At 31.6% G+C, this 25,747-nt stretch carries 23 protein-coding genes; 1 reads left to right on the top strand and 22 read right to left on the bottom strand.

Features of this window, described 5'->3' with window-relative positions:
* From HMPREF2578_RS04030 to HMPREF2578_RS03960, 15 genes are all read right to left on the bottom strand, one after another.
* On the bottom strand, positions 1–936 hold the full coding sequence (locus HMPREF2578_RS04030) for an alpha/beta hydrolase (RefSeq protein ID WP_037540999.1): 936 nt from the start codon (positions 934–936) through the stop codon (positions 1–3).
* 205 nt (positions 937–1,141) lie between these two features.
* Positions 1,142–2,812: a glycerol-3-phosphate dehydrogenase/oxidase gene (locus tag HMPREF2578_RS04025; RefSeq protein ID WP_017174637.1), complete on the bottom strand. Its 1,671-nt coding sequence runs from the start codon at positions 2,810–2,812 to the stop codon at positions 1,142–1,144.
* A gap of 147 nt (positions 2,813–2,959) precedes the next feature.
* Positions 2,960–4,459: a glycerol kinase GlpK gene (gene glpK / locus HMPREF2578_RS04020; RefSeq protein WP_017174636.1), complete on the bottom strand. Its 1,500-nt coding sequence runs from the start codon at positions 4,457–4,459 to the stop codon at positions 2,960–2,962.
* Positions 4,460–4,554: 95 nt separating this feature from the next.
* Positions 4,555–5,373, bottom strand: coding sequence for an MIP/aquaporin family protein (locus tag HMPREF2578_RS04015; RefSeq protein ID WP_017174635.1), 819 nt, complete (start codon positions 5,371–5,373; stop codon positions 4,555–4,557).
* A 250-nt stretch (positions 5,374–5,623) separates the two neighbouring features.
* Entirely contained in the window at positions 5,624–6,157 is a 534-nt protein-coding gene (locus tag HMPREF2578_RS04010) for a glycerol-3-phosphate responsive antiterminator (protein WP_017174634.1), read from the bottom strand.
* A gap of 15 nt (positions 6,158–6,172) precedes the next feature.
* Positions 6,173–8,197: a DNA mismatch repair endonuclease MutL gene (gene mutL / locus HMPREF2578_RS04005; protein WP_037540998.1), complete on the bottom strand. Its 2,025-nt coding sequence runs from the start codon at positions 8,195–8,197 to the stop codon at positions 6,173–6,175.
* 12 nt (positions 8,198–8,209) lie between these two features.
* A complete protein-coding gene (mutS, locus tag HMPREF2578_RS04000; RefSeq protein ID WP_017174632.1) occupies positions 8,210–10,831 on the bottom strand; it encodes a DNA mismatch repair protein MutS in 2,622 nt (873 codons plus the stop codon).
* A gap of 201 nt (positions 10,832–11,032) precedes the next feature.
* A complete protein-coding gene (gene thiW, locus HMPREF2578_RS03995; protein WP_017174631.1) occupies positions 11,033–11,521 on the bottom strand; it encodes an energy coupling factor transporter S component ThiW in 489 nt (162 codons plus the stop codon).
* A gap of 20 nt (positions 11,522–11,541) precedes the next feature.
* Entirely contained in the window at positions 11,542–11,910 is a 369-nt protein-coding gene (locus tag HMPREF2578_RS03990) for a YlbF/YmcA family competence regulator (protein ID WP_017174630.1), read from the bottom strand.
* A 1-nt stretch (position 11,911) separates the two neighbouring features.
* Positions 11,912–13,456 carry a tRNA (N6-isopentenyl adenosine(37)-C2)-methylthiotransferase MiaB gene (gene miaB, locus HMPREF2578_RS03985; protein WP_017174629.1) on the bottom strand — a complete coding sequence of 515 codons (1,545 nt, stop codon included), beginning with the start codon at positions 13,454–13,456 and terminating at the stop codon, positions 11,912–11,914.
* Between the two features lie 184 nt (positions 13,457–13,640).
* Positions 13,641–13,937, bottom strand: coding sequence for a thiamine-binding protein (locus HMPREF2578_RS03980; protein ID WP_002448768.1), 297 nt, complete (start codon positions 13,935–13,937; stop codon positions 13,641–13,643).
* A gap of 63 nt (positions 13,938–14,000) precedes the next feature.
* Positions 14,001–14,621: a poly-gamma-glutamate hydrolase family protein gene (locus HMPREF2578_RS03975; protein ID WP_017174628.1), complete on the bottom strand. Its 621-nt coding sequence runs from the start codon at positions 14,619–14,621 to the stop codon at positions 14,001–14,003.
* Positions 14,622–14,767: 146 nt separating this feature from the next.
* Positions 14,768–15,634, bottom strand: coding sequence for a 2-oxoacid:ferredoxin oxidoreductase subunit beta (locus HMPREF2578_RS03970; RefSeq protein ID WP_017174627.1), 867 nt, complete (start codon positions 15,632–15,634; stop codon positions 14,768–14,770).
* Positions 15,635–17,395: a 2-oxoacid:acceptor oxidoreductase subunit alpha gene (locus HMPREF2578_RS03965; RefSeq protein ID WP_017174626.1), complete on the bottom strand. Its 1,761-nt coding sequence runs from the start codon at positions 17,393–17,395 to the stop codon at positions 15,635–15,637.
* A gap of 109 nt (positions 17,396–17,504) precedes the next feature.
* Positions 17,505–18,299 (bottom strand): TIGR00282 family metallophosphoesterase, encoded by a 795-nt coding sequence (locus HMPREF2578_RS03960; RefSeq protein WP_017174625.1) that lies wholly within the window; start codon positions 18,297–18,299, stop codon positions 17,505–17,507.
* Positions 18,300–18,452: 153 nt separating this feature from the next.
* Between HMPREF2578_RS03960 and HMPREF2578_RS03955 the strand changes: the two genes are divergently transcribed.
* On the top strand, positions 18,453–18,668 hold the full coding sequence (locus tag HMPREF2578_RS03955; RefSeq protein ID WP_002448781.1) for a hypothetical protein: 216 nt from the start codon (positions 18,453–18,455) through the stop codon (positions 18,666–18,668).
* A gap of 73 nt (positions 18,669–18,741) precedes the next feature.
* Here HMPREF2578_RS03955 and rny read toward each other — a convergent pair whose 3' ends face one another.
* From rny to ymfI, 7 genes are all read right to left on the bottom strand, one after another.
* Positions 18,742–20,301, bottom strand: coding sequence for a ribonuclease Y (gene rny, locus HMPREF2578_RS03950; RefSeq protein ID WP_002448856.1), 1,560 nt, complete (start codon positions 20,299–20,301; stop codon positions 18,742–18,744).
* Between the two features lie 263 nt (positions 20,302–20,564).
* A complete protein-coding gene (recA, locus tag HMPREF2578_RS03945; RefSeq protein WP_002448773.1) occupies positions 20,565–21,611 on the bottom strand; it encodes a recombinase RecA in 1,047 nt (348 codons plus the stop codon).
* A 176-nt stretch (positions 21,612–21,787) separates the two neighbouring features.
* Entirely contained in the window at positions 21,788–22,927 is a 1,140-nt protein-coding gene (locus HMPREF2578_RS03940; RefSeq protein WP_019835105.1) for a CinA family nicotinamide mononucleotide deamidase-related protein, read from the bottom strand.
* A gap of 132 nt (positions 22,928–23,059) precedes the next feature.
* Positions 23,060–23,635: a CDP-diacylglycerol--glycerol-3-phosphate 3-phosphatidyltransferase gene (gene pgsA / locus HMPREF2578_RS03935; protein WP_017174623.1), complete on the bottom strand. Its 576-nt coding sequence runs from the start codon at positions 23,633–23,635 to the stop codon at positions 23,060–23,062.
* A 32-nt stretch (positions 23,636–23,667) separates the two neighbouring features.
* Positions 23,668–24,060, bottom strand: coding sequence for a helix-turn-helix domain-containing protein (locus tag HMPREF2578_RS03930; RefSeq protein ID WP_017174622.1), 393 nt, complete (start codon positions 24,058–24,060; stop codon positions 23,668–23,670).
* 20 nt (positions 24,061–24,080) lie between these two features.
* Entirely contained in the window at positions 24,081–24,923 is an 843-nt protein-coding gene (locus HMPREF2578_RS03925; RefSeq protein WP_002448864.1) for a DUF3388 domain-containing protein, read from the bottom strand.
* 118 nt (positions 24,924–25,041) lie between these two features.
* On the bottom strand, positions 25,042–25,746 hold the full coding sequence (ymfI, locus tag HMPREF2578_RS03920; protein WP_017174621.1) for an elongation factor P 5-aminopentanone reductase: 705 nt from the start codon (positions 25,744–25,746) through the stop codon (positions 25,042–25,044).
* Position 25,747 lies beyond the last annotated feature (1 nt).

Here is a 25,747-nt window from a genome sequence, read left to right as displayed (position 1 = left end):
TTACGCCTCACTCTGATTATTTTTCAATACTTGTTTTTGAATCCAATCAAACATATGATTCCATATCATTTGTTGATCAACTTCAAATAATATTTCATGTCTTCTATTTGCATAAAGTTGTACCGTAATATGTTTAATACCAGCTTTTTTAAATTTTCTGGCCAAGGATTTAACACCTCTGCCATACTCTCCAAAAGGATCATTTTTTCCTGAAATCATCAATATTGGTAACTGTTTATTCATTTTTTTTAATTGAGTATAATTTGCAGTACGTGTCATATGTTTTACTGTTTCATAAATTAATTGGTTTGAAACTAAAAAGCCGGTATACTCATCGTTTACAAATTTATCAACTTCTGTAGATTGTGATGAAAGCCAGTCACTTTCAGTTCGTGGTTGATCAATCTTTTTGTTAAATGATTTGTAAACGAGTTGATTGACCCATTTTAAACGATTGCGCTTCCCAGTAAAAATAGAAATTAATTTCAAACTGATTCTTGTAGGAATTCCTTTCCATTTCGGATATTGTCCTGTTCCAGTTAATATCAATCCATTAGCAAAATTTGGATAAGTTTCAACAAATAAACGTGCAATAATAGATCCCATTGAATGGCCTAATACAATATAGGGTAATCCTTTCTCACTATCATATAATGTTTGTGCAATTTCAAACGCATCTTGAACAACTTGATTCATACTGTCGTAATGTCCACGTTCTTTCTCATCAATCTCTTTCCCATGTCCTCTATGATTATGTCTAATCACATCATAGCCTTGATGCGTTAAAGCATTAACAAGTGTTTCGTATCGATCCATATGTTCAGCCATACCATGAAATATATGTATAATACCATAAGTCGCTATGTTTGCTTTATCTACTTTAACTTCTAAAGTTGTTCCATCTTCTACAGTTATTTTATAAGCACTTTGCCCCATAGATATGCCTCCAATCTCTTTCTATAATGGTATGTTAACAACGTACTATTCCTACTAATATACCTATACTCTTTAATGTTATCAAATAGTTTGTTACTTTTTAATAGGTTATATATACTTTAAATTTAAAAATTTTATCAAAATATAAAAAACTGAGATTGAGTGCTTTTACCCAATCTCAGTTGCTATACTATTTTAACTATATTTATTTTTCTGCAGGTTGATGATTACCATGTGTTGCTTCTTCAATAGCTTCATCAACTTCTTTAGAAAATTCATTTTTCTGTTCAGCAGTATAATTTAATAATTTATCTAATTCATCAATAATTGCTTGTTTATATTGTTTAACTGTATTGATGTCAAAGTATAATTTACCAGTACGACGAATTAAGAAATCAGTTGGTTTATATACCATTTCGTTTTGTACACTATAAACTAATTGAACGTATAATTCTAATGGCATATTTAAATCTTTTTCATTCGTTAATTGTGCAATTGCGAATAATTTATCTACATTTGAACCGTATTTTGAAGCTAAATTATGTGCCACATCTGTGCTTAATCCAAGTGCTTTACCTTCTTGAACTTTACGATTTACGTAATTTTCAAAGTTTTTACTACCACCAACATCTCCACCAGAAATAGGTGTATTTTTAGTTTTGCTATCCGCAAATTTTAGACTATATTCTTGTTTTAAACGCTTAGCTAATAAATCAACAATTTCTAATGCCATATGACGATATCCAGTTAATTTACCACCAGCAATGGTTAATAATCCTGATTTACCTTCCCAAATTTCATCTTTACGTGAAATTTCTGAAGGATCTTTTCCATCTTCTAAAATTAATGGACGTACGCCAGCCCAAGTTGATTCAATATCAGCATCAGTAACATGTACATCAGGGAACATATAATTGATTGCATCAATTAAATAGTCTCTATCTTCTTGATTAGTTAAAGGTTTTGTTTTTTCATTATTATAGAATGTATCAGTAGTACCTACATATGCTTTACCTTCACGAGGAATAGCAAAAATCATACGACCATCTTTTTCAGTATCAAAGTAAACCGCTTGACGTAATGGGAATTTTGATTGATCGATAACTACGTGAACACCTTTTGTTAAACGTAATTGTTTATTGTTACGTGTATAATCTTTCTTTCTCACTTCGTCTACCCATGGACCAGCAGCATTGATTACTTTTTTAGCATTGATTTGATACTCTTCACCTGTAAGCATATCTTTTACTTTAATACCACTTACTTTATTTTTAGCATCGTATACGAAGTCAGTAGATTTAGTGTGATTAATGACTTCAGCGCCTTTTTCAGCAGCACGTTTCATCACTTCAATTGTTAAGCGAGCATCATCAGTACGATATTCTACGTAGTATCCGCCACCTTTTAAACCATCTTTTTTCACAAGAGGTTCTTTATTTAAAGTAGCTTGTTTTGATAACATTTTTTTACGTTCATGACGTTTAACGCCTGCTAAACGATCATACATTGTTAACCCGATGTTAGTTGTGAATTTACCAAATGTCCCCCCTTTATGCATCGGTAATAACATCCATTCAGGAGTTGTTACGTGGGGACCATTTTCATAAACTATTGCACGTTCTTTACCTGTTTCAGCAACAACTTTGATTTGTGCTTGTTTCAAGTAACGTAAACCACCATGTACTAATTTAGTTGAGCGAGAACTTGTACCTTGCGCAAAGTCTTGCATTTCTACTAAAGCTACTTTCATACCACGTTGTGTAGCATCTAATGCAATACCTGCACCAGTAATTCCTCCACCAATAACTACAACGTCAAATTCTTTATTTCTTAAATTCTTTTTAATTAAGTTCCTGTTAAAAGTAGATAATGCCATAATATACCCTCCAAAATTTATATTAAAAAAAGAGAGACCTATACACACAGAAGCATACTGCATGATAACAGGTCTCTCAAATCTCGACTAATGTATTAACTTAATTACATCATAACATATTCTTTGTAACTAAGCCATAATTAAAAATTAATCTTCTAATTTAAAGACTTGAGTAGCTTCTACTGCTTTCTTCCAACCTTTATATAACTTAGTTCTTGTTTCTTCAGACATTTCTGGATTAAATTCTGTTTCTAATTTCCATCTATCAGCAATGTCTTTTTTATCTTCCCAAAAGTCTACAGCCAAACCTGCTAGATAAGCAGCTCCAAGTGCTGTTGTTTCTTGAACTTCCGGACGTTCAACTGATGTATCAACAATATCTGCTTGGAATTGCATTATAAAGTTATTTTTTACTGCGCCACCATCAACACGTAAATTATTTACTTCAATTCCTGAATCTTTAGACATTGCTTCCATAACATCGCGTGTTTGATAACATAAAGATTCTAATGTTGCACGAATGAAATGTTCTTTTTCAGTACCACGAGTTAATCCGAAAATCGCACCACGTGCTTCAGAATCCCAATATGGTGTACCAAGTCCTACGAATGCAGGAACAAAGTAGACATTATCAGTAGAATTAACACGTGTTGCATAGTTTTCAGTTTGCGGTGCAGAATTAATAATTCTTAAACCGTCACGTAACCATTGAATTGCTGATCCAGATACGAAAATTGATCCTTCAAGTGCATAGTTTACTTTACCGTCAAGACCATAAGCAATTGTAGTTAACAATCCACTTTCAGACGTTACAGGTTCTTCACCAGTGTTCATTAACATGAATCCGCCAGTACCATACGTATTTTTCACATCACCACGTTCGAAACAAGCTTGACCAAACAATGCTGCTTGTTGGTCACCAGCAATACCAGCAATTGGTACTTCTTGACCAAAGAAATGATAATCTTTAGTATGTGCATAGATTTCACTAGATTCTTTAACTTCTGGAAGTATTGCTTTAGGAATATCTAGTAATTCTAATAATTCATCATCCCATTTAAGTTCATGAATGTTATACATTAATGTACGGCTAGCATTTGAATAGTCTGTAATATGTGCTTCTCCACCAGAAAGTTTCCACACTAACCAAGTATCGATAGTTCCGAATAATAAATCCCCATTTTCTGCTTTTTCTCTTGCACCTTTAACATTATCTAATATCCATCTTACTTTTGTTCCAGAGAAGTAAGGGTCTAATAATAAACCTGTTTTATTACGAAATGTTTTTTCGTGACCTTGTTCTTTTAATTCATTACAAATATGTTGTGTTTGACGAGATTGCCAAACAATTGCATGATAAATTGGACGGCCTGTTTTCTTATCCCAAATGACCGTAGTTTCACGTTGGTTAGTAATACCAATACCTTTAATTTGTTCAGGGTCAATTTCATTTTCATTTATCACTTCAGCCATTACTGCTAATACTGATGTCCATATTTCATTGGCGTCATGCTCTACCCAACCAGATTTAGGAAAGTATTGTTTAAATTCTCTTTGCGCAACGCCTTGAATTTCTCCTTCTTTATCAAATAAAATTGCTCTAGAGCTAGTTGTGCCCTGGTCTATTGACATGATGTATTGTTCCATAATTTTTCTCCTTCTTTCATTCTGACTGTATGTGTTAAGTATCCTTTGAATCACATAGTCAATATATTATATGATTTAAAACTAAATTTTTACTTTTAATAAATTGATTCAATATCTTTATTGTTATTTGATTTATTAAGAGATAAACCAATAAGTAATGTAACAATTACAACTACAATGCTAACACCACTCATAAAAGTAAATTCATTTTTATAAAAAACTTGATAAATTACAGCACCTAGCATACCGCCAGCAATTGGTCCTAGTACTGGTACAATAGCATACCACCAATTAGATCCTCCTTTACCAGCAATTGGTAAAATCGCATGTGCAATTCTTGGTCCTAAGTCACGAGCTGGATTAATGGCATAACCTGTAGGCCCACCTAAACTTAAACCTATTGCAATAATTAAACTACCCACAATTAATGGGTTTAATCCATCTGCAATTTTATTTACCCCAATAAATAAAATCCCTAAACTTAAAATAGCAGTTCCAATAATTTCACTTAAAAAGTTAGCAAAATAATTTTTAATAGCAGGTGCAGTAGAGAATACGCCTAATTTTGCACCTTGATCTTTAGTTGCTTTCCAATGTGGTAAATACATTAACCAAACAAGTGTAGCTCCTACAATTCCTCCTAACATTTGACAAACAATATATCCTGGTACTTTTATCCAACTAAAACTTCCCTCAACTGCTAAAGCAATTGACACAGCTGGATTTAAATGGGCTCCAGAAAATTGTCCTACTGCATAAACTCCCATAGTTACAGCTAAGCCCCATCCAGCGGCAATAACGATCCAATCAGATTCTTGTCCAGCGCTACGTTTTAAATTTACATTTGCACATACGCCTCCACCGAACAAAATAAGAATGGCCGTGCCTAAAAACTCTGCTAAATAAGCATTCATGTTTTAACCTCCTACAAGGCAAAGAGACTTCTACAAACTATATAATTAGGGTTGCAGAAATCTCTTCATCTCTCATTCAAATATTAACTTGTATAAATCATACAAAATAATTGTAAGCGTTGTCAATGATTTTTGTAAAAAAATTGTCACAATTTATTTTATAGATTAAAAGAGCGTATTATAATTATTTTTTATCAATACATAAAAAAACCTGAGACATCAATTTTGTCTCAGGTTAAAAATATAATTTCTACCATAATTTTCTGTTACTTGTGGTTACATAACTTGCACCACTATTAATTGCATCATTCACTTCTTTTTCTTCTTCGATTAGCCCACCTGCTATAATTTTAGCAGTCGTTGCTTCTCTTACATTTTCAACAATTTTATGAGCAATACCTGGTAGTACTTCAACATAATCTGGGTCCACTTTCTTTATGAGTTGTATACTACGATTGAGTGCTTGACTATCAATAATAAAAACTCTAAAAATAGTAAGTACATTTAATGATTTTGCTTTTTGAATAACTTTTGTTTTTGTTGAAACAATCCCTTTTGGTTTATAAGTTTGAATGATATATTCACATGCATATTCATCATGTGCCATTCCTTTAATTAAATCAATATGAATATATGCTTCAATGTCATGTTTTTTAAGTAACTCTATAATGCTTCTTAAATGACCTACATGCATATCTAAAAGGACACACACTTTATAATCCGTTTGAATTAATTTCTCTAAATCTTTCATATTTCGAATTGCTGGTAGTACGTGTTCTTTCATTTCTATGCATCCCTTCTACATTACTCGTTTAAATAATTTCTCTAATTCATAATTTGAAAAGTTAATAATAATTGGTCTACCATGAGGACAAGTAAATGGATCTTCCGCTTCTCTTAATTGATCAATTAAATCTGCCATTTCATTCTTTTTTAAATAATGATTTGCTTTAATTGACTTCTTACAACTCATCATAATAGCTGCGTCTTCACGCATTTTTTTAACGTCAATTTTTTTATGATTTAATACGAGTTCAATCATATCTTTAATAATTTCCTCTGCTTCCACTTTAGGAAACCATACTGGATAACTATTTACAATATAGTCATATCCACCAAAATGTTCTAAATGGACCCCTACTTTATCAAGTTCTTCTCGATATTGATCAATAATTAATTGCTCGTCTTTTGAGAAGTGAAATGTTAAAGGAATTAACAAATCTTGTACTTCATTTGATACTTCGCCTATCTTTTCTCTGAAATATTCGTATTTAATACGTTCTTGTGCAGCATGTTGATCTATCATAAACATTCCATTTTCATTTTGAGCAATAATATAGGTACCGTGTACTTGGCCAACTACTTCCATATATGGCACACGTCGAGACGGTGTTGAACTTACTTTACCTTTAATATCTTGTTCTTCTTGATTTGTAACATTCTCTTGAAAGTCATCATTTTCATCATAATTATAAATATTGGTTTCATCATGTCGAGTGTTATCGATTGAAGATTCGGCACGATCTAAACTATTTAAAATATCTTTTTGAATGTCGAAGTAATCTTTATCCATACTACGTTTATTATTATAGACACTAGAATTTTCGTTATCTTCTCTAGTGTAAGAATCATCAGAGGTATGTGCTTCATCATATTGATGACTTATTGTTGAAAAGGTATTGTTAGTCGAAATGTTGGGGTCATTTTTATTTTCTAATTGTTTTGTCTCATTTGAAATATTTTGTTGTTTTTGTTCAAAATCGATTTTTTGTTGTTCAAATGTATGCAATACTTTATTTTTTTTAGGTGTTCGATCTAAATCGTTTTTAGGAATTAATATTCTATCTTTAAATGCATGTCTAATTTTTTCAATAATTAAATTATAAAGTTGTTCTTCTTTTGAAAGTCTAACTTCAAGTTTCGTTGGATGCACATTGACATCTACTAAAATTGGATCCATTTCTATATTGATATAGCAAATAGGGTAACGACCTATGGTTAGAAGTGTATGATATCCTTCAGTAATAGCTTTATTTAAAGCGAAATTTTTGATATATCGACCATTAATAAAAATTGAAATATAATGTTTATTACTACGAGAATGTTCCGGTTTAGCAACAAATCCTTCTAAATGATAGTCACTAGTATCGCCAGAAATGTGAACTAAATCTTTTGCAACTTTAATACCATATATTTCAGCCATCACTTCATTTGTTCTTCCAGAACCATTCGTTTTTAACATCGTTTTTCCATCAGATATAAGTGAAAAGCGAATGTTTGGATGACTCATTGCCATTCGATTAACAATATCTGTAATTTTTCCTAATTCTGTATATAAACTTTTAATATATTTTAACCGAGCTGGCGTATTATAAAATAATGATTCTACTTTAATATCTGTTCCTTTTTTGGCTTTTGCTGGTTTTTGAGATAATATTTCACCATTTTCAGCATAAATTTCGTGACCATTTTCATTATCTGTACACGTTTTAAGTGTCACTTTAGCTACAGATGAAATACTGGCCAGTGCTTCACCTCGAAACCCTAATGTTCTGATATGAAACAAATCGTCATCATCATTTATTTTACTGGTAGCATGGCGATGAAAAACAAGTTGCAAATCATCTTGCTCAATTCCAGTTCCATTGTCGACTACACGAATTGAGGAAATACCTGATTGTTCTACTTCTATATTAATTTCAGTCGCCTTAGCATCAATTGCATTTTCAAGTAATTCTTTTACTACTGAACTAGGACGTTCAACCACTTCTCCTGCAGCAATTTTATTTGCTAAAGATGTTTGTAATTCTTTAATTTTACCCATGTATTAACACCTCTATCTTAACTGATTTTGTAATTCGCTTAACTTAAGTAATGCTTCAATAGGTGTCATATTTGAAATATTTAAATTTTTAATTTGTGCTTCTATTTCACTTTGTGTTTCATTCGAATTAAATAAGTCAAAACTTGTTTGTTCAAACACATCTGTTTGTTTAATAGTTGAGTGTTCTTCCTTATTATTTAAATGATTCTTATTTTCAATATCTTTAGAGTTGTCATTATAATGTTGACGATGGACATTCTCATCTAATACTCCATTTTGTTCAAACGCATTTAAAATAACTTGAGCTCTTTCAATTACTTTCTCAGGAAGATTTGCTAATTTAGCAACTTGAATACCATAACTATCATCAACAGCACCCTCTTTAACTTTATGAAGGAAAATAAGTTCACCTTGATACTCATCTGCTGCTACATGTACATTTTTTAAACTAGATAGCTGTTGATCTAATGTTGTTAATTCATGATAATGGGTTGAAAAAAGCGTCTTAGCATGTGATGTTTCAGATACATATTCAATCATAGCTTGCGCTAGAGATAAGCCATCATATGTTGACGTTCCTCGTCCGATTTCATCAAAGATGATTAAACTATCTGCTGTTGCGTATGTTAATGCTTTTTGTGCTTCTAGCATTTCAACCATAAAGGTACTTTTACCGGATACTAAATCATCTGCTGCACCAATTCTTGTGAAAATTTGATCAAAAATCGGTAATATTGCATTATCACATGGTACATAAGCTCCCATTTGTGCCATGATACTAATGATTGCCACTTGTCGCATATAAGTTGATTTACCGGACATATTTGGGCCAGTAATCAAATAAATAAAGTTATTTTGATCAAGATAACAATCATTTGGTACATAATCATTATAATCCATCACACGTTCTACAACAGGATGTCTAGAATTTTCTAAGTTCAATGTTTTATCATCACTAAATTTTGGTCTAACATAGTTATATTTTTGTGCAATTTCTGCAAAACTTTGTAAACAATCAAGCTCTGATATCACTTTTGCTTGTCTTTGTAATCTTTCAGTATATGATTTAACATGCTCTCTCAATCGAATAAACAGTTGATATTCTAATTCAATTGCTTTATCTTCTGCACCTAAAATAATATCTTCTTTTTCTTTTAATTCGTCTGTAATAAATCTTTCTGCATTAGATAAAGTTTGTTTACGATGATAGCCATGCTCGCTTGGTTCGAATCCTTGAAGATTAGCACGTGTGATTTCAATAAAGTAACCAAAAACTTTATTGTAGCTAATTTTTAAAGATTTGATACCTGTTCTTTCACGTTCTTTCGCTTGAAGTTGTGCGAGCCAATCTTTTCCATTTTTAGATGCTTCTAAATACTCATCTAGTTGTTTACTGAATCCTTGTTTGAACAGCCCCCCATCTTTAACTGAAATAGGTGGTTCTTCTACTAAACTATCTTCCAAGACTGTCAGTAAATCTTCTAATGGTTCTAATGTGCTAAACTGCGTTGTTGTCACACTATTCATTTGTTCAAGAAGTGATTTAATATTTGGAATTTCAGAAATAGAATGTTTGAGTTGAATCAAATCACGAGCATTTACATTTCCATAACTTACTCGTCCTACTAATCTTTCAATATCATATACTTGATTAAGGTAACCTCTTAGAGTATCTCTTTCTATAAAATGATCAATAAATGATTCTACGATATCTAATCGTTGTTCAATATTGTCTTTATGAATAAGTGGGCGATCAATCCACTGTTTCAAGCGTCTTGCACCCATAGGTGTTTTTGTTTCATCCATTAACCATAACAATGTTCCTTTTTTACTTTTTAAACGTATGCTTTCAGTAAGCTCTAAATTGCGTTTTGCATAATAATCCATTTTCATAAAGTCAATCGCCGCATAGGTTATCACGTCTTCAATATGAGACAAATCTCTTTTTTGAGTATGATGAATATAATCTAACAATAATTGTGTTGTCAAAAACATTAAATTATTTTCTAATGTATTGACACTATATTCCATATCAGAAATTTCTTCTCTAACTGTAATCGTTTCTGTAGTAAGTGAAATTTGTTTTTTTAAATCTTCATTTATGTCTTCTCGTACTACAATTTCATTTGGGTTAATCGTAATGATTTCATTAATTAACGTGCTTTCATCTTCAAAATTGGTAGCTTTTAATTCACCAGTAGAAACATCACAATAACTTAATGCGTATCCATTTTCATTCTGAATGAAGCTAAGAATATAATTATTTTGATTTTCATCCATTCCGCCTTGTTCCATCATTGTTCCAGGTGTGACTACTTTAACTACTTCTCTTTTAACCATGCCTTTAGTTTGTTTTGGATCTTCCATCTGTTCACAAATAGCAACTTTATATCCATTGTTAATAAGTGTTTCAATATAGCTATTTGCTGAGTGATACGGAACACCACACATTGGAATTGGATTTTCTTTTTTAGCATCTCTTTTAGTTAAAGTAATTTCTAATACTCTAGATGCTTCTTTAGCATCTTCAAAGAACATTTCATAAAAATCACCTAATCTAAAAAACAATAAGCAATCTTGATATTGAGATTTTATTTTTAAATATTGTTGCATCATAGGTGTCACATTAGCCATATTTTTTTCACAACCTTACTGATATATACTTGTTTCTCACATTTTAACTTGTATATTTTAACATATGTCATACTGAAGCGCTCGTTATCTAAATTAGAATATTATTCTACAACTTAAAAATAAAAGATTATCATCTCTTTATTCCGCTTAATAAACACTAAACTTATTAAGCGTATGAAATGATAATCTTAAATAAAATATTTATTTGAATTTATCTAATAATCCACGTTTTTTTAACACTATAAGTAAGATATAACTAATCGCCGCACCAAGGAAACTTGAAACTAAAAATACAAGCATTAATGGTTTGATAAAGAAATGTTGCAAACCTAATATCCAAGATAGTGGAATGCACATTAAACTACCAATGATTCCAGTTCCAATCACTTCTCCAACTGCAGCCATAAATATGTGCTTTCTATACATATAGAAGATGCTAGCTAGAAACACACCAATCATACTACCAGGAAAGGCAAATGCACTGCCAGTTCCAAATATTATTCTTATTAAAGAAGAAATCAAAGCCTGTGCTAAACCATACCATGGTCCTACAAAAACAGCACATAGTACATTTACAAAATGTTGTACTGGGGCTGCTTTTACTGGACCTAAAGGTATAATAATAAAACTACTAAATACGACATTAAAAGCAATGAGTAAAGCTGTAATGGTAAGTTTTTTAGTTTTCATCTTTGAATATTCCCTTCTGTTTATGAGTCATGATGTGCTTTTTCATTATGCTTATTTAAACTTTGTTCCATAGTAGAAACCATCAATTGCAACAACTCATTTGCTTCAAATTGCGCTGACCGAAACTCTTCAACAATAGGTAATGCATTGATTTCTTTTTCAAGTTGAGAAATTTCTTTTTCAGATTTTTGATAAGCCTGATGCTTGCCATAATTTTGAAAATTTACTGACTGTTTTTGTTGCAATTTTAATTGTTTCATTTTTTGGTCAATTGATGAATTCTCATGAATTTGTTGCTCTACATTTTGATATTGTTTAATCAATTCTAGTCCCTTTATTTTGTTCGATACACTATCTGCTTGTTTTAGAATATCTTCTTTCTCATACATATTAATTAGTCACCATAACTTGATTATGAAAATGTAAAAATTCACCATTTAATGAGTATTGTTTTGCTTCTTTAACTTTAACATCAACAAGCTGACCAATGGCTTCACGTGGTCCTTTAAAGTTAACTAATTTATTTTTTTCAGTATAACCTGCTAGAACTGTTTCATCTTTTTTACTTGTTCCTTCACATAAAACAGTAACAACTTGTCCTTCATAATGTTGCATTGCTTTTTCTGAATATTGACCAACTTTTTTATTTAAACGTTGCAAGCGATCTTTTTTCACTTCAGTTGGAACATTATCTTTCATTTTAGCAGCAGGCGTACCATCTCTTTGTGAATACAAATACGTATAAGCATGTTCAAATTGAACTTCATCGTATAATGAAAGTGTTTCTTCAAATTGTTCTTCTGTTTCGTTAGGATATCCTACTATTATGTCAGTAGTAAGGGCGACATTAGGAATAGCTTCTTTAATTCTATCAACTAAATCCAAGTAACTTTCACGTGAATATTTACGTCCCATTATTTTTAATACAGCATTATTTCCAGATTGCACAGGTAAATGAATGTGAGGAACGATATTTCCACCTTTTGCAATCACTTCAATCATTCTATCTGTAAAATCCCAAGGATGACTCGTTGTAAAACGTACACGTGGAATGTCAATTTTAGAAATATCCTCTAATAAATCACCTAGACCATAATCTAAATCTTTAATATCTTTTCCATATGAATTAACGTTTTGTCCTAGAAGCGTAATTTCCTTATAACCTTCACGAGCGAGACCTCGAACTTCTTCAATGATATCTTGTGGTCTACGACTGCGTTCTTTTCCTCGTGTAAAAGGTACAATACAATATGTACAGAATTTATCACATCCATACATAATATTAACCCATGCTTTTGTACTTCCTTCACGCACTTTAGGTAGGTTTTCAATAACGTCGCCTTCTTTAGACCAAACCTCAACGACCATGGCTTTTGATAAATATGCTTCTTCTAAAATTTCAGGTAATTTATGGATATTATGCGTTCCAAAAATCATATCCACATTTTGATATGATTTTAAGATTTTATTTACAACAGATTCTTCTTGTGACATACAACCGCATACACCAATTAATGTTTCAGGTCTATTTTTCTTTAAATGTTTTAAATTACCTATTTCACTAAATACTTTATTTTCAGCATTTTCACGAATAGCACATGTATTAATTAATATAACATCCGCTTCATTAATATCATCAGTTGCTTGATAGTCTAAAGCTTGCAAAATTCCTGCCATTACTTCAGTATCATGTGCATTCATTTGACAACCATATGTTTTAATTAAAAATGTTCGTCCTTTCCCCATACCTTTATATTTATCTTCAATATGAAAATCTCGGTTATATTGAACATCTTGTTTACCACGCTTTTTTGCTTCTTTAAGATTAGGTGGTTGATAAACATGTTCGAAATATTTACTATAGTCTTTTTCTGCTTTTTTATTACGTTCGTTTAAAATATCTATCGTACCAGCTTTTCTTTGCTCTTCATTCACTTTACAAAAATCCTTTCTATATGCCCTAATATCATTAGTACATTATATTAAAATTAGCATTAAAGTGCAAAAAGAGTTTACAAATTAATATATTCTATTATTAAATATTGAATAAAAAAGTGGAATAGATGTCATCTTGAATCTTACTCCACTTTAACTAAACTTCATTTAACTTTAACATATGTTATGCTTCATCATATTTACCAGTTAGAGTTTCAATAGATATCCCTTCTGGCACATGATAAAACTTCACTTGGCTAATAATACTAGGACATTCTAATTCAACCATTCTTTCATTCAATTTTTGAATTAAAATTAAGCATTCACTCATATCACCTTGGACAGTCGTTTCAAGAGGACCTACTCTGTAATGTAGCCCCGACTGATCGATAATTTTAATAGCTTCATCTACATAAGGAATAACATCATCATTATTAGGTGTTTTAGGAACTATTTGTACACTCATTAACGTATCTTGCATAAATTTCACCTCTATGATTTATTTATAATTTTATTTTATCATGATTATCTTTATAAATCTGAGTTATTCTATATTTTCTATTGCAGATTTTATGGCTTTTGCAAAGTCGTACATTAATTTATCCCAATTTGACTGATTTTCTCTACTTTTTCGATTTATTTTATTATTTTTGAAAAAAGCCTTACGTAATGAGGTAGTTAACTCAATTTGTACACCTCTACCTCTAGTTGTACAATTAACAATATTATTATCCTGTTGACCTGAAATATGGCTTGGTGCTTCTTTTGCTTTTATACCAATATGATTTAATTGTTCTTTGATGAGTGATTTTAGACGTTCATCTTTTCCACCAACATAAGCAATGCTCTCGTTCCCTTCACAACCATGAATAGCAATAGCTTGGTTACTTTCAGTTACCAGATTCATTGCATCTTTATTATCATAACGTGTAGAAGTTACGTGCAATTCTTTATTTCCTTTACTACGTAAACCTTCGAAAATAAAGTAATTATATCCTCCTTCATCAGCAATTATACTTGCTAATTCAGTTGTAGCAGGTTCAATGCCTCCACCATGAATTGCTAATATTGAAACACTACTATTTCGATTTCTAGTTATTATTTTCCAGTCTTCATTTTCTATCGTTTCTTTTTCCAATTCTTGCATTGATTTAAATTTGTCCAACATCCCCACTCCTTTTATTTACTATATTATTTTCTTCCCTAATAAAAATAAATAAATGAAGTTTAACAAGATTTTTATAAATTTAAACTTAAATTAAAAGACATTCTTGAAGTCATATGATACTTTCAAGAATGCCTTTAAAAAAATTATACAAATTGAGCAGTTAAGTCATTAAACTCTTGTTCAGAAAGACGGATATCTCTTTTAGTTAATGCACTTTCATCTAATTCTTCAATTTGTGATTCATATGAAGGTGTTGTTGTGTCTTGATATACAATACCTTTAACTAGTGATTCATGTTCTAATACAGTTTTCATCGCTAATTGTTTATCTGTTGGATCATAATTTTCAATATCTTCTATACTAGTTAAGTGTTCTTTAAACCAATCATACGTATTCACTTTATTATATGTTACACATGGAGAAAACACATTTACAAATGAAAAACCATCATGATTAATTGCATCTTCAATTAATTTCGTCAATGCTTTAATATCACTTGAAAAACCTTGTGCTACAAATGTAGCACCTGATGATAGTGCTAATTCTAATGGCGCAACATTTTTTTCTATATTTCCTTTAGGTGTTGATTTAGTTACAAATCCAACAGCAGAAGATGGGGACGTTTGACCTTTAGTTAGGCCATAAATTTGGTTATCCATAACAATATAAGTAATATTCATATTGCGACGTAATGCATGAATTGTATGACCCATGCCAATCGCATAACCATCTCCGTCGCCACCTGAAGCAATGACTGTTAAGTCTTTATTAGCCATTTTCACTCCCTGTGCAAGAGGTAATGCACGACCATGAATACCATGTACCCCATAAGAGTTAATATAACCTGATAAACGACCTGAACAACCTATTCCAGTAATTAATGCCACTTCTTCAGGTTCTAAACCTAAATTTGCTGCCGCTTTTTGGATTGCAGCTTGTACTGAAAAGTCTCCACACCCTGGGCACCAGTTTGGCTTCACACTGTTTCTAAAATCTTTAAATGTAGCCAATTACATCATCTCCTTCATATCTTTAGCTACTGAAAGTCCTTTTTCTTCTATTTCATGTGGTAAAAAAGGTGTACCATCATATTTAGTTTGATTAACTAATTTGTCTTGAATGGCAGTATTCATTTTTAAGATATTTGATAATTGGCCTTGATAGTTATGCTCAGCTACTATGACGCTTGAAGCTTTATCAATAGCTTGTTGAATAATATCTTTTGGTAATGGGTGAAGTTGGCGAATTTGCATCGTATTAACTTTAATACCATTATTATTTAATCGTTTACTTCCTTCTTCAATTGCACCTTTACTTGAAATAAATCCGATATATAAAATATCTGCTTTCTCATGTTTCTCATCATAATCAACAGGTGTTTCAATAAGTAAGTTCGCAGTTTTACTCATACGTTTTTCCATTTGTTCACGTCTGTTGTCAGCAGCTTCACTTGGCTTACCTTCTTGATTATGTTCAACACCAGTAACATGGTGAATACCACCTTTAACACCAGGGATTGGACGTTGTGAAATTCCAGATGTTGTAAGTGCATAACGTTTAAAGTATGATCTATCATCTTCATCACGTTCAATATCTGATTGAATAAGCTCTCCACGTTTAATTTGAATTCTATTGTAATCGAGTTGTTTTACTGTTTGTTTACCTAATGACAATTGCAAATCGCTTAATACGATAACCGGACATTGATATTCTTCAGCTAAATTAAAAGCTTCCATAGTTAAATAAAAAGCATCTTCAGCATCAGTTGGTGCTACTACTATCTTAGGAATATCTCCATGTGTTCCATATATCATTTGCATTAAATCTGACTGTTCTTGTTTTGTAGGTAATCCAGTTGAAGGGCCTCCACGTTGCGTATTAACAATAACTAGTGGTGTTTCAGTCATACCTGATAAACCAATGGCTTCCATCATTAAAGATAAACCTGGTCCCGCACTCGCAGTAAATGCTCTAACTCCTGCATAGTTCGCACCAATTGCCATATTCGCTGCAGCAATTTCATCTTCAGTTTGTACTACAGTTCCTCCTACTTTTGGAACATTTGCAATCATATACTCCATAATTTCTGAAGCGGGCGTAATTGGATAAGCTGCCATAAATCTTGAACCAGCCGAAATCGCGCCTAATCCAATTGCATCGTTACCAATCATGTATAAATGTGGTGTACCCTCACTATCTTCTAGTAAATAATCACCATTTACTGTATCTAATTTATCCTTCATCAACTCATAACCCTGATGAAGCGCTTCTATATTCATTTCAACAACTTTTTGACCTTTTTTAGTAAACATATTTGTAATTAACGTTTCGAAAGTTGTTGTATCTAATTTCATTACTGCGCAAGTTGCACCAATCGCTACCATATTTTTCATCAGTGCAGTACCTAATTCTTTAGCTGTTAATGTTAACGGTAATTCAATAAGTTGAGCGCGACAATGTTCTGGTTTAGAAGGTTTAGCTTTAGCATCTGCAATAATAATACTATCTTCTCTCATTTCATGATGATTTAATTCAATTGTCTCTTGATCAAATGCAACTAAAATATCTAAATCATCACTAATTGCATGAACTGGAGAAGTTGAGACTCTTATTTTATTATTTGTATGACCGCCTTTAATTCGGCTTGAGAAATGTCGATATCCATATAAATAATAACCTTTTCGATTCATTGCAGTAGCAAATATTTCTCCAGTTGACTCAATACCTTCACCTTGTTGTCCGCCCACTTTCCATGATATTTGTGGTTTCATATCATTAGCCTCCTGTGGAATTAATTCATACTAAATCATAACAAAAATAACCACCGTCTTACTATGTCAACAGTGGCTTTTATTTAAATTCATACTAATGGACTATACACTATTTATCAAAAGGATGATCCTCATTGATTAAAATGCGTTCTATGAGTTTGGTTCTTCCATTTTTATCTAAATCTATAATAACACCTGAAAGTACACTTCTACCATTATCAGGCACTACATGTCGTTGTGGTAAACTTGTAATAAAACGCTTAATAACTTCCTCGCGATTAATCCCTAGTATTCCATCATAATAACCAGTCATACCTACATCTGTAATATAGCCTGTACCATTGGGCAAAATACGCTCATCAGATGTTTGAATATGAGTATGTGTGCCTACAACAGCGCTGACTCTTCCATCTAAATACCAACCCATTGCATTTTTCTCTGAAGTAGTTTCTGCATGAAAATCTACAAAAATATAATTAGTTTCTTTTTTAGCTTCTTCAATCAATTGATCTGCTTTTTTAAATGGATCATCAATATCTTGCATAAATGAACGTCCTTGCAAGTTAATGATGGCAACTTTAATATCATTAACCTGAATAAAACGCATGCCAACACCTGGCGCTTCACTCGGAAAATTAGCAGGTCTTATCATTCTTTTAGCATCATCAATAAAGTCATAAATTTCTCTTTGACCATAAGTATGATTACCCATTGTCATAAAATCCACGCCATCTCTAAGCAATTGTTTATATAATTTTTCAGTTAAACCTTTTCCATGAGCAGCATTTTCTGCATTAACAATGCTCAACGTAGGCTTATAAGCTTGCTTTAATTTAGGCAAATATTCAGCAATGGTATTTCTCCCTACTTTTCCTACGATATCTCCAATAAATAAAATTCGCATTAATGTTCATCCTCTCACAATATAGTGTAATTGAAATAACTATATAATTAAAGGTAGAGTTTCATATTTTTTAAAATTACACAGTCTTAACTTTAGCATGCATACAGCATATGTTATTATAATATTATAAAAATTTAGGAGTTGTATAATTAAATGTCTATTAATATCGATCCAGAAAAATTTGCAGAACTAGTTGTAAAAGCAAACCCATCAAAATCAGAAGATGCAGAAGATATGGCCAAAGAAAGCTTAGAATTATATATTAACGCATACCGTTTAGCAGAAAGATATTCTAATATTGCTACAAATTGTTATGATACAGCTGAAATTCTTTCTGAAATCAAAAAAACTGATTTACAACTTAAATAATGAAAAACCTGAGACATTTTAAACATGTCTCAGGTTTTTTAGTACTCAGTGAGTCCCTATTTAATTTTAAAAATTACTTCGCATACTCTACTGCTCTAGTCTCTCTAACAACTGTCACTTTAATATGTCCTGGATATTGTAATTCTTCTTCAATTTGATTTTTTATATCTCTAGCTAATCGGTAAGATTTTAAATCATCTATTTCTTCAGGAGAAACAATAACTCTAATCTCTCTACCAGCTTGAATTGCGAACGCTTTTTCAACACCTTCATAACTTTCTGAAAGAGTTTCTAAGCGTTCTAATCTACGAATATAATTTTCAAGTGTTTCTTTACGTGCTCCTGGACGCGCGGCCGATAATGCATCTGCAGCAGCTACTAGAATTGAAATTATAGATGTTGGTTCAACATCTCCATGATGTGAATGAATCGCATTAATAACAGTTTCAACTTCACCGTATTTTTTAGCTAATTCAACACCAATTTCAACATGGCTACCTTCAACTTCATGATCAATTGCTTTACCTACATCATGTAGTAATCCAGCTCTTTTTGCTAAACTAACATCCTCGCCTAATTCAGCAGCTAACATTCCAGAAAGATGTGCGACTTCCATAGAATGTTTTAAGACATTTTGGCCGTAACTTGTTCTATAGTTTAAGCGGCCTAAAATTTTCACTAAATCTGGATGCATATTGTGAACATTGATTTCAAATGTTGCTTGTTCACCTGCATCTCTAATGATGTCATCTACTTCTTTTCTAGCTTTATCTACCATTTCTTCGATACGACCTGGATGAATTCTTCCATCAGAGACTAAATTCACTAATGCAGTCCTAGCGATTTCACGTCTAATTGGATCAAATCCAGATAAAATCACTGCTTCAGGAGTATCATCAATAATCAAGTCGATACCTGTTAACGTTTCTAAAGTACGAATATTTCTACCTTCTCTACCAATAATTCGACCTTTCATCTCATCATTTGGTAAATTAACTACTGAAACAGTAGATTCCGTTGTATGATCAGCAGCTAATCTTTGTACAGTAGTAGCTAACAATTCTTTTGCTGTTTTGTTAACTTTTTCTTTAGCTTCTCTTTCTTTTTCCTTAACAAGCACTGCAATATCTTGTGACAGTTCTTCTTCCACTCTATGAAGTTGTTCATTAACTGCTTCCTCTTGAGTGAGACCGGAGATGCGTTCTAATTCTTGTTCATGCTTCATTATTAACGTCTGAACACTACTCTCTTTTGCATCTACTTGTTGTTGTCTTTCTTCAATTTTGGATTCTTTTTGATCTAAAATCTCATCTTTTTTATCCAATAATTCTGATTTACGATCTAAATTTTCCTCTTTTTGAAGATTTCGGGCTTCTTGTCTTTGAAGCTCACTACGTCTTTCACGTAGCTCTGTTTCAACTTGTTCTCTAATGATTTGATTTTCTTCTTTTGCCTCTAATAATTTCTCTTTTTTGATATTATCTGCTTCTTTTTGTCCTTGTTTGATAATATCATTAGCAGTTTGTCTAGCTTGAATTTGCTTTTGATGTAATATATTTCGGGCTAAAAAATACCCTACAACAACCCCTAGAATAATCCCCAGCAAAATGAGTAGGAGGTCTAATAAATTCACATAAACACCTCCTTTTTCTAGGTATTTGCTTGTATATTAAAATCTCTATGATTTTTTATAAATTGTATAAATAATATACATATTAATTGTACGTTTATGTACTCAGTAGTGTCAAGATATGAAATTTCACTTCAATTTCACTACACATACTTATAAAAGAAAGAGAGTGACATTGAATTCATTTCGAACTCATCATTCACTCTCACACAAAATAATTTTAATATTTTTAAGTATATTCTAGTTAAAGCATTAAAAATTTAACATTATTCTTCATCGAATAATGTTTGTGATGATTTATCTTCATTTTCTTCAACATCACCATCGAAAATGCCTAATTTTTCACGTAATTTGCGATCGATTTCATCTTTAATTTGAGGGTTTTCTTTAAGATATGTTTTAACATTTTCCTTACCTTGACCCATTCTCTCACCATTATATGAGTACCAAGCACCAGATTTATCGACAATATCATTTTCTACACCTAAGTCAATTAATTCGCCCTCTTTTGAAATACCTTGACCATACATGATATCTACTTCAGCAATTCTAAATGGTGGTGCTACTTTATTTTTAACAACTTTAATTTTAGTTCTGTTACCTACAATATCTTGACCTTGTTTTAATTGTTCTGCACGACGCACTTCTAAACGTACTGAGCTATAGAATTTTAATGCTCTACCACCTGGTGTAGTTTCTGGATTACCAAACATTACTCCAACTTTTTCACGAATTTGGTTAATAAATATAGCTGTAGTATTTGATTTTGAAATTGCACCTGAAAGTTTACGCAAAGCCTGAGACATTAAACGTGCTTGAAGACCAACATGTGTATCTCCCATTTCACCTTCAATTTCAGCTTTAGGAGTCAAAGCAGCAACTGAGTCTACAACAACAATGTCAACTGCTCCACTTCTTACGAAAGCTTCTGCTATTTCTAAACCTTGTTCACCATGGTCGGGTTGAGAAAGATATAAATTATCTATATCAACACCTAATGCTTCAGCATATACTGGATCAAGTGCATGTTCAGCATCGATAAACGCAGCAACGCCTCCATTTTTTTGTACTTCAGCAATGGCATGAAGTGCTACTGTTGTTTTACCGGAACTTTCAGGACCATATATTTCAATAATTCTTCCTTTAGGATAACCACCTACACCTAGTGCATTATCTAAAGTAACTGAACCACTTGATACACTAGATACACGACGACCTTTATTATCGCCTAATTTCATTACTGCACCCTTACCAAAGGATTTTTCCATATTTTTTATAACTGTATCTAAAGCTTTTTGACGATCATTATCCAAAACGAAACCTCCTATATGAGATAGTTATCTATTTAATATTATATATATATTATACTCTTAACCATATTCAAACACAAGTATTTTGCGAATATTTGTTCGTATAAAAAGAGAACAATGAATACAAAATCGAACAAATGTGCCCGAAAATTATAACCATTTTTTAATTTAAGTACATTTTAGTGCCAATTTAATAATCTTATTAATACATAATTTTGACTTCTGTTGGGCAGTATATTTCTTGATTGTGTTATCTTAAATGTAGTCATTTTAAAATCATCTTTTGTATTAATTGCTAGATAAACTTCCTCTTTCTCATGTAATATTGCTATACCCATTTCAGTTTTATATAAATCTTTTACATATGAAGAGGCGTCTCTTAATTGCATTTCAATACTTGAATGATGATTTAAAAATATATCATTATCTGGTAATATTCCTTTTAATATATTTTGTTTATCAAAGCGTTTTAAACGAGTATAAATCGCTCCATCCGTTACCCCGTCATATATACTTACTGTAGAATTCATTTGTTCCATTACAGATTGTTCTAACAATGTGTCATCTGAACCATAATAAAATTGACCAATTCGTTCTAGTATTTCTTCTTTTATAGGTTGAATCAATGTTTTACATTCACTTTGTGTAGAAGCATTTGCTGTTAATCTAATATATACTTCATGTTTCCCTGCTAACGGAGCTATCGTAGGATTAGTTTGTTTTTCAATTAAATCCATAAGTTCTGTTTCAACTTTCGATTCTCCAATTCCTGCAAATCTCAGTTGCTCTGAAAAAATAGTATTGTCATTATCTATAAGTAATGGAAGCAACTCATTTTTAGCCATAGGTTGCATTTCACTCGGAGGACCAGGTAACAGAATTACTTTTTTATTATCCATTTCAATAAACATACCTGGAGCCATACCATAATGATTTTTTAATACTTTCGCTCCCTCTACTACAAGTGCTTGTTGTTTATTATTAGGTGTCATTTCTTGCCCTTGTTCTTTGAAAAAATCTTCAATATAATTTAATGCTTCTTCATTAGTCACTAAGTTTTTATTTAATACTTTTGCTACTGTCTGTTTAGTTAAATCGTCTTTAGTTGGGCCCAATCCACCAGTGAGCACTAATGTGTCAAATCTTTTTAGTCCTTCTCTAATAATAAATTCTAAACGATCAGGATTATCACCGATAACTGTATGTTCAACTATATTCTTTCCAATTTGATTGAAAAGTTTTGATAAATATTGGCCATTTGTATTTGCTATTTGACCTAATAATAATTCTGAACCTACTGCTATGATAGATATATTCATATGTCCCTCTCCCTTATATAGTCTTAATTCATATTTTATACTTAATCTATTATATAATCTAAAAAATAACTCAAAAAAATGAGAGTCATTTTATGCGACTCTCATTACATTTCACTTTATTTGATTATACTTTTATTGCTTAAACACATCTCTACCTTTATAGAAATATTCAATTCCTGATAATATTGTAAAGAATACGCCAATGTATAATAATACTTGTCCTAATTGGAATCCAATCCAGTTTGAGAATAAATCACCAAGTAAAATCCAAATAATTGCTACCATTGTAACAGCTGTTTTAATTTTACCTAATTGGCCTGCTGCGCTCACAAATCCTTGTTCAATTTGAAGTAAACGTAAACCTGTAACCGCAAACTCACGAGCAATGATAATAATTGCTACAACTGAATTAGTTAGCCCTAATTGAACCATAACAATAAGAGCACTAGAAACTAATAATTTATCCGCTAATGGATCTAAAAACTTACCCATATTTGTTACAAGTTGCCATTTTCTTGCTAAATAACCATCTAAAAAATCACTTAAAGAAGCTACAATAAAAATAATAGCAGCAATAAGTTGCTCTATTCTTATGTCATATCCACCTAATACAGATACACTTCCAAAACCAAAGTTTACTAGAGCAAATAATATAAATACTGGAATCAAAATCACTCTAAAAACTGTAATCTGGTTAGGTATATTCATTTTAATACCTCATTTCTTAATTTATATGTATATTATATTAATAATACTGCTAATACCCACATAATAAAAGTAATAATTATAACAATACTAATCATAATCAATAATTGAATAGGTTCTTTATTTTTAGTACGATATTCGGGCACTTCGTTGTGTCGATAATGATGTAAAAGTGTATCGAGTTGATTATGTTGATTAGGAATTTCTTCATGATGCACTTTAATGAGTTGATTTACATCCATATTAACTACACTTGCATAACGTCTAATAAAACCTTCAGCGTAATCCACTTTGGCAAGTTGATCAAATTTATTCTCTTCAATATATTTTAACGTTTCTCGCTTTAATTGTGTACGTTGTTCTAATTCTGTTAATGTCATTCCTAATCTTTCTCTTCTACCTTTTAAGGTTTCACCAATTGTTTTCACTTTTGACGCCTCCACCTTCATTACTCAAAAAAACCGAAGCCACCGCCAAACACATCTTCTCCAAAATCTAATGTGTTTTTGCTTTTAATTGCTTGTTGTTTAACTTGTTGTTTCATGTGATCATATTCAATTTTTTGATTCTCATGTTCACGTAGCTCGATAATATAATCAAAATCATCGATGCTATATTGATTTGTTTCTATAAATAAATCTGGATGCTCAACTACTTTTATTGACGGTAAAGTCATCACTTCTTCAACTAACTGTTGATGTTTAGGATTTGTTTCTCTAGCAGTTACCGCACCATCAATAATATAAACATGATTAGCATCATATTCACCTTTTATAAGAGAACTACGAACTGTCTGTTTAATTAATGTTGAACTTATAAATAGCCATCGTTTATGCGCACAGACACTACCTGCGACAATCGATTCTGTTTTTCCAACACGAGGCATCCCTCTAATACCTATTAATTTATGACCATCTTCTTTAAATAATTCTGCTAAAAAGTCGACAAGTAAACCTAAATCTTCACGTTCAAAACGAAATGTTTTTTTGTCACCAGCATCTTGTTCAATATAGCGACCATGACGCACTGCTAAACGATCACGTAACTCTGGAATTCTTAACTTTGTTATTTCTATTTCTTTCAATTCATGAATGATATTTTCAAAACGTGTGACTTTTTCAAGACTATCTGTCTTAATAAGTAATCCACGACGCCCTTGATCAACACCATTTATAGTAATAATACTAATTCCTAACATACCAAGTAAACTCGATACGTCGCCTAAAAGTCCAGCCCGATTAACAATTATCTCGTATTCTAAATACCATTCCTTTTTTTTAGCAACAGTCATCTAACCAACCCCTTGTTTAAATACAATTTGAAATATTCCCCTTATATAATTAAATTTATTATATCATTGATTATAAAAAACGAATCGTCAAATCTGCATTTAAAATTTAGGATACTTTTTAAATATACCAACCACCATTAACCTTTTGGACTGTTCCTGTAATACTCTTAGCATTAGGATGGCATAAATAAGCACACACATGTGCTACTTCTTGTGGAGCTATCATTCTTTGTTGTGGTAGTTCAGATAAGATAACTGCTTTTTCTTCATCACTGAATGCTTTAGCCATACGTCCTGAAACAAAACCAGGTGCTATAGCATTCACAGTGACATTCGTCAATGCTAGCTCTTGACTGAGGGCCTTTACAAATCCAATTTGAGCACTTTTCATTGCTGAATAAATAGTTTCCATACTTGCTCCCGTCTCGCCCCAAATTGATGAGATAACAATAATTCTACCATTTGTACTTTTTCTCAATAGGTCTATGAAATATCGACAGCATCGAATCAACTGTTTGACATGAATATGATAACATTCATCTATCTCTTTATCTTTCATATCTTGTAGCATGCCATATAATGATGTACCACTACTATAAATTAAACAGTCTAACTGTTTTATATGACTAAATATATCATTTAAATCAATATCATGAGTCAAATCCATTTGAATGAATTCTACGGCTTCACCTTTATACTTTTTTTCTAAGGATGAAATATCAGATTGATAATATTGAAGTACTACTTCATATCCCTCTTTTAATAAACGATCTACAATCGCACTACCAATACTACCAGAACCACCAAATACTAATGCCTTCATA

Origin of the sequence: Staphylococcus sp. HMSC072H03, assembly GCF_001809305.1 — a bacterium.
Lineage (GTDB): Bacteria > Bacillota > Bacilli > Staphylococcales > Staphylococcaceae > Staphylococcus > Staphylococcus hominis.
This window is presented reverse-complemented; position numbering and strand designations above follow the sequence as displayed.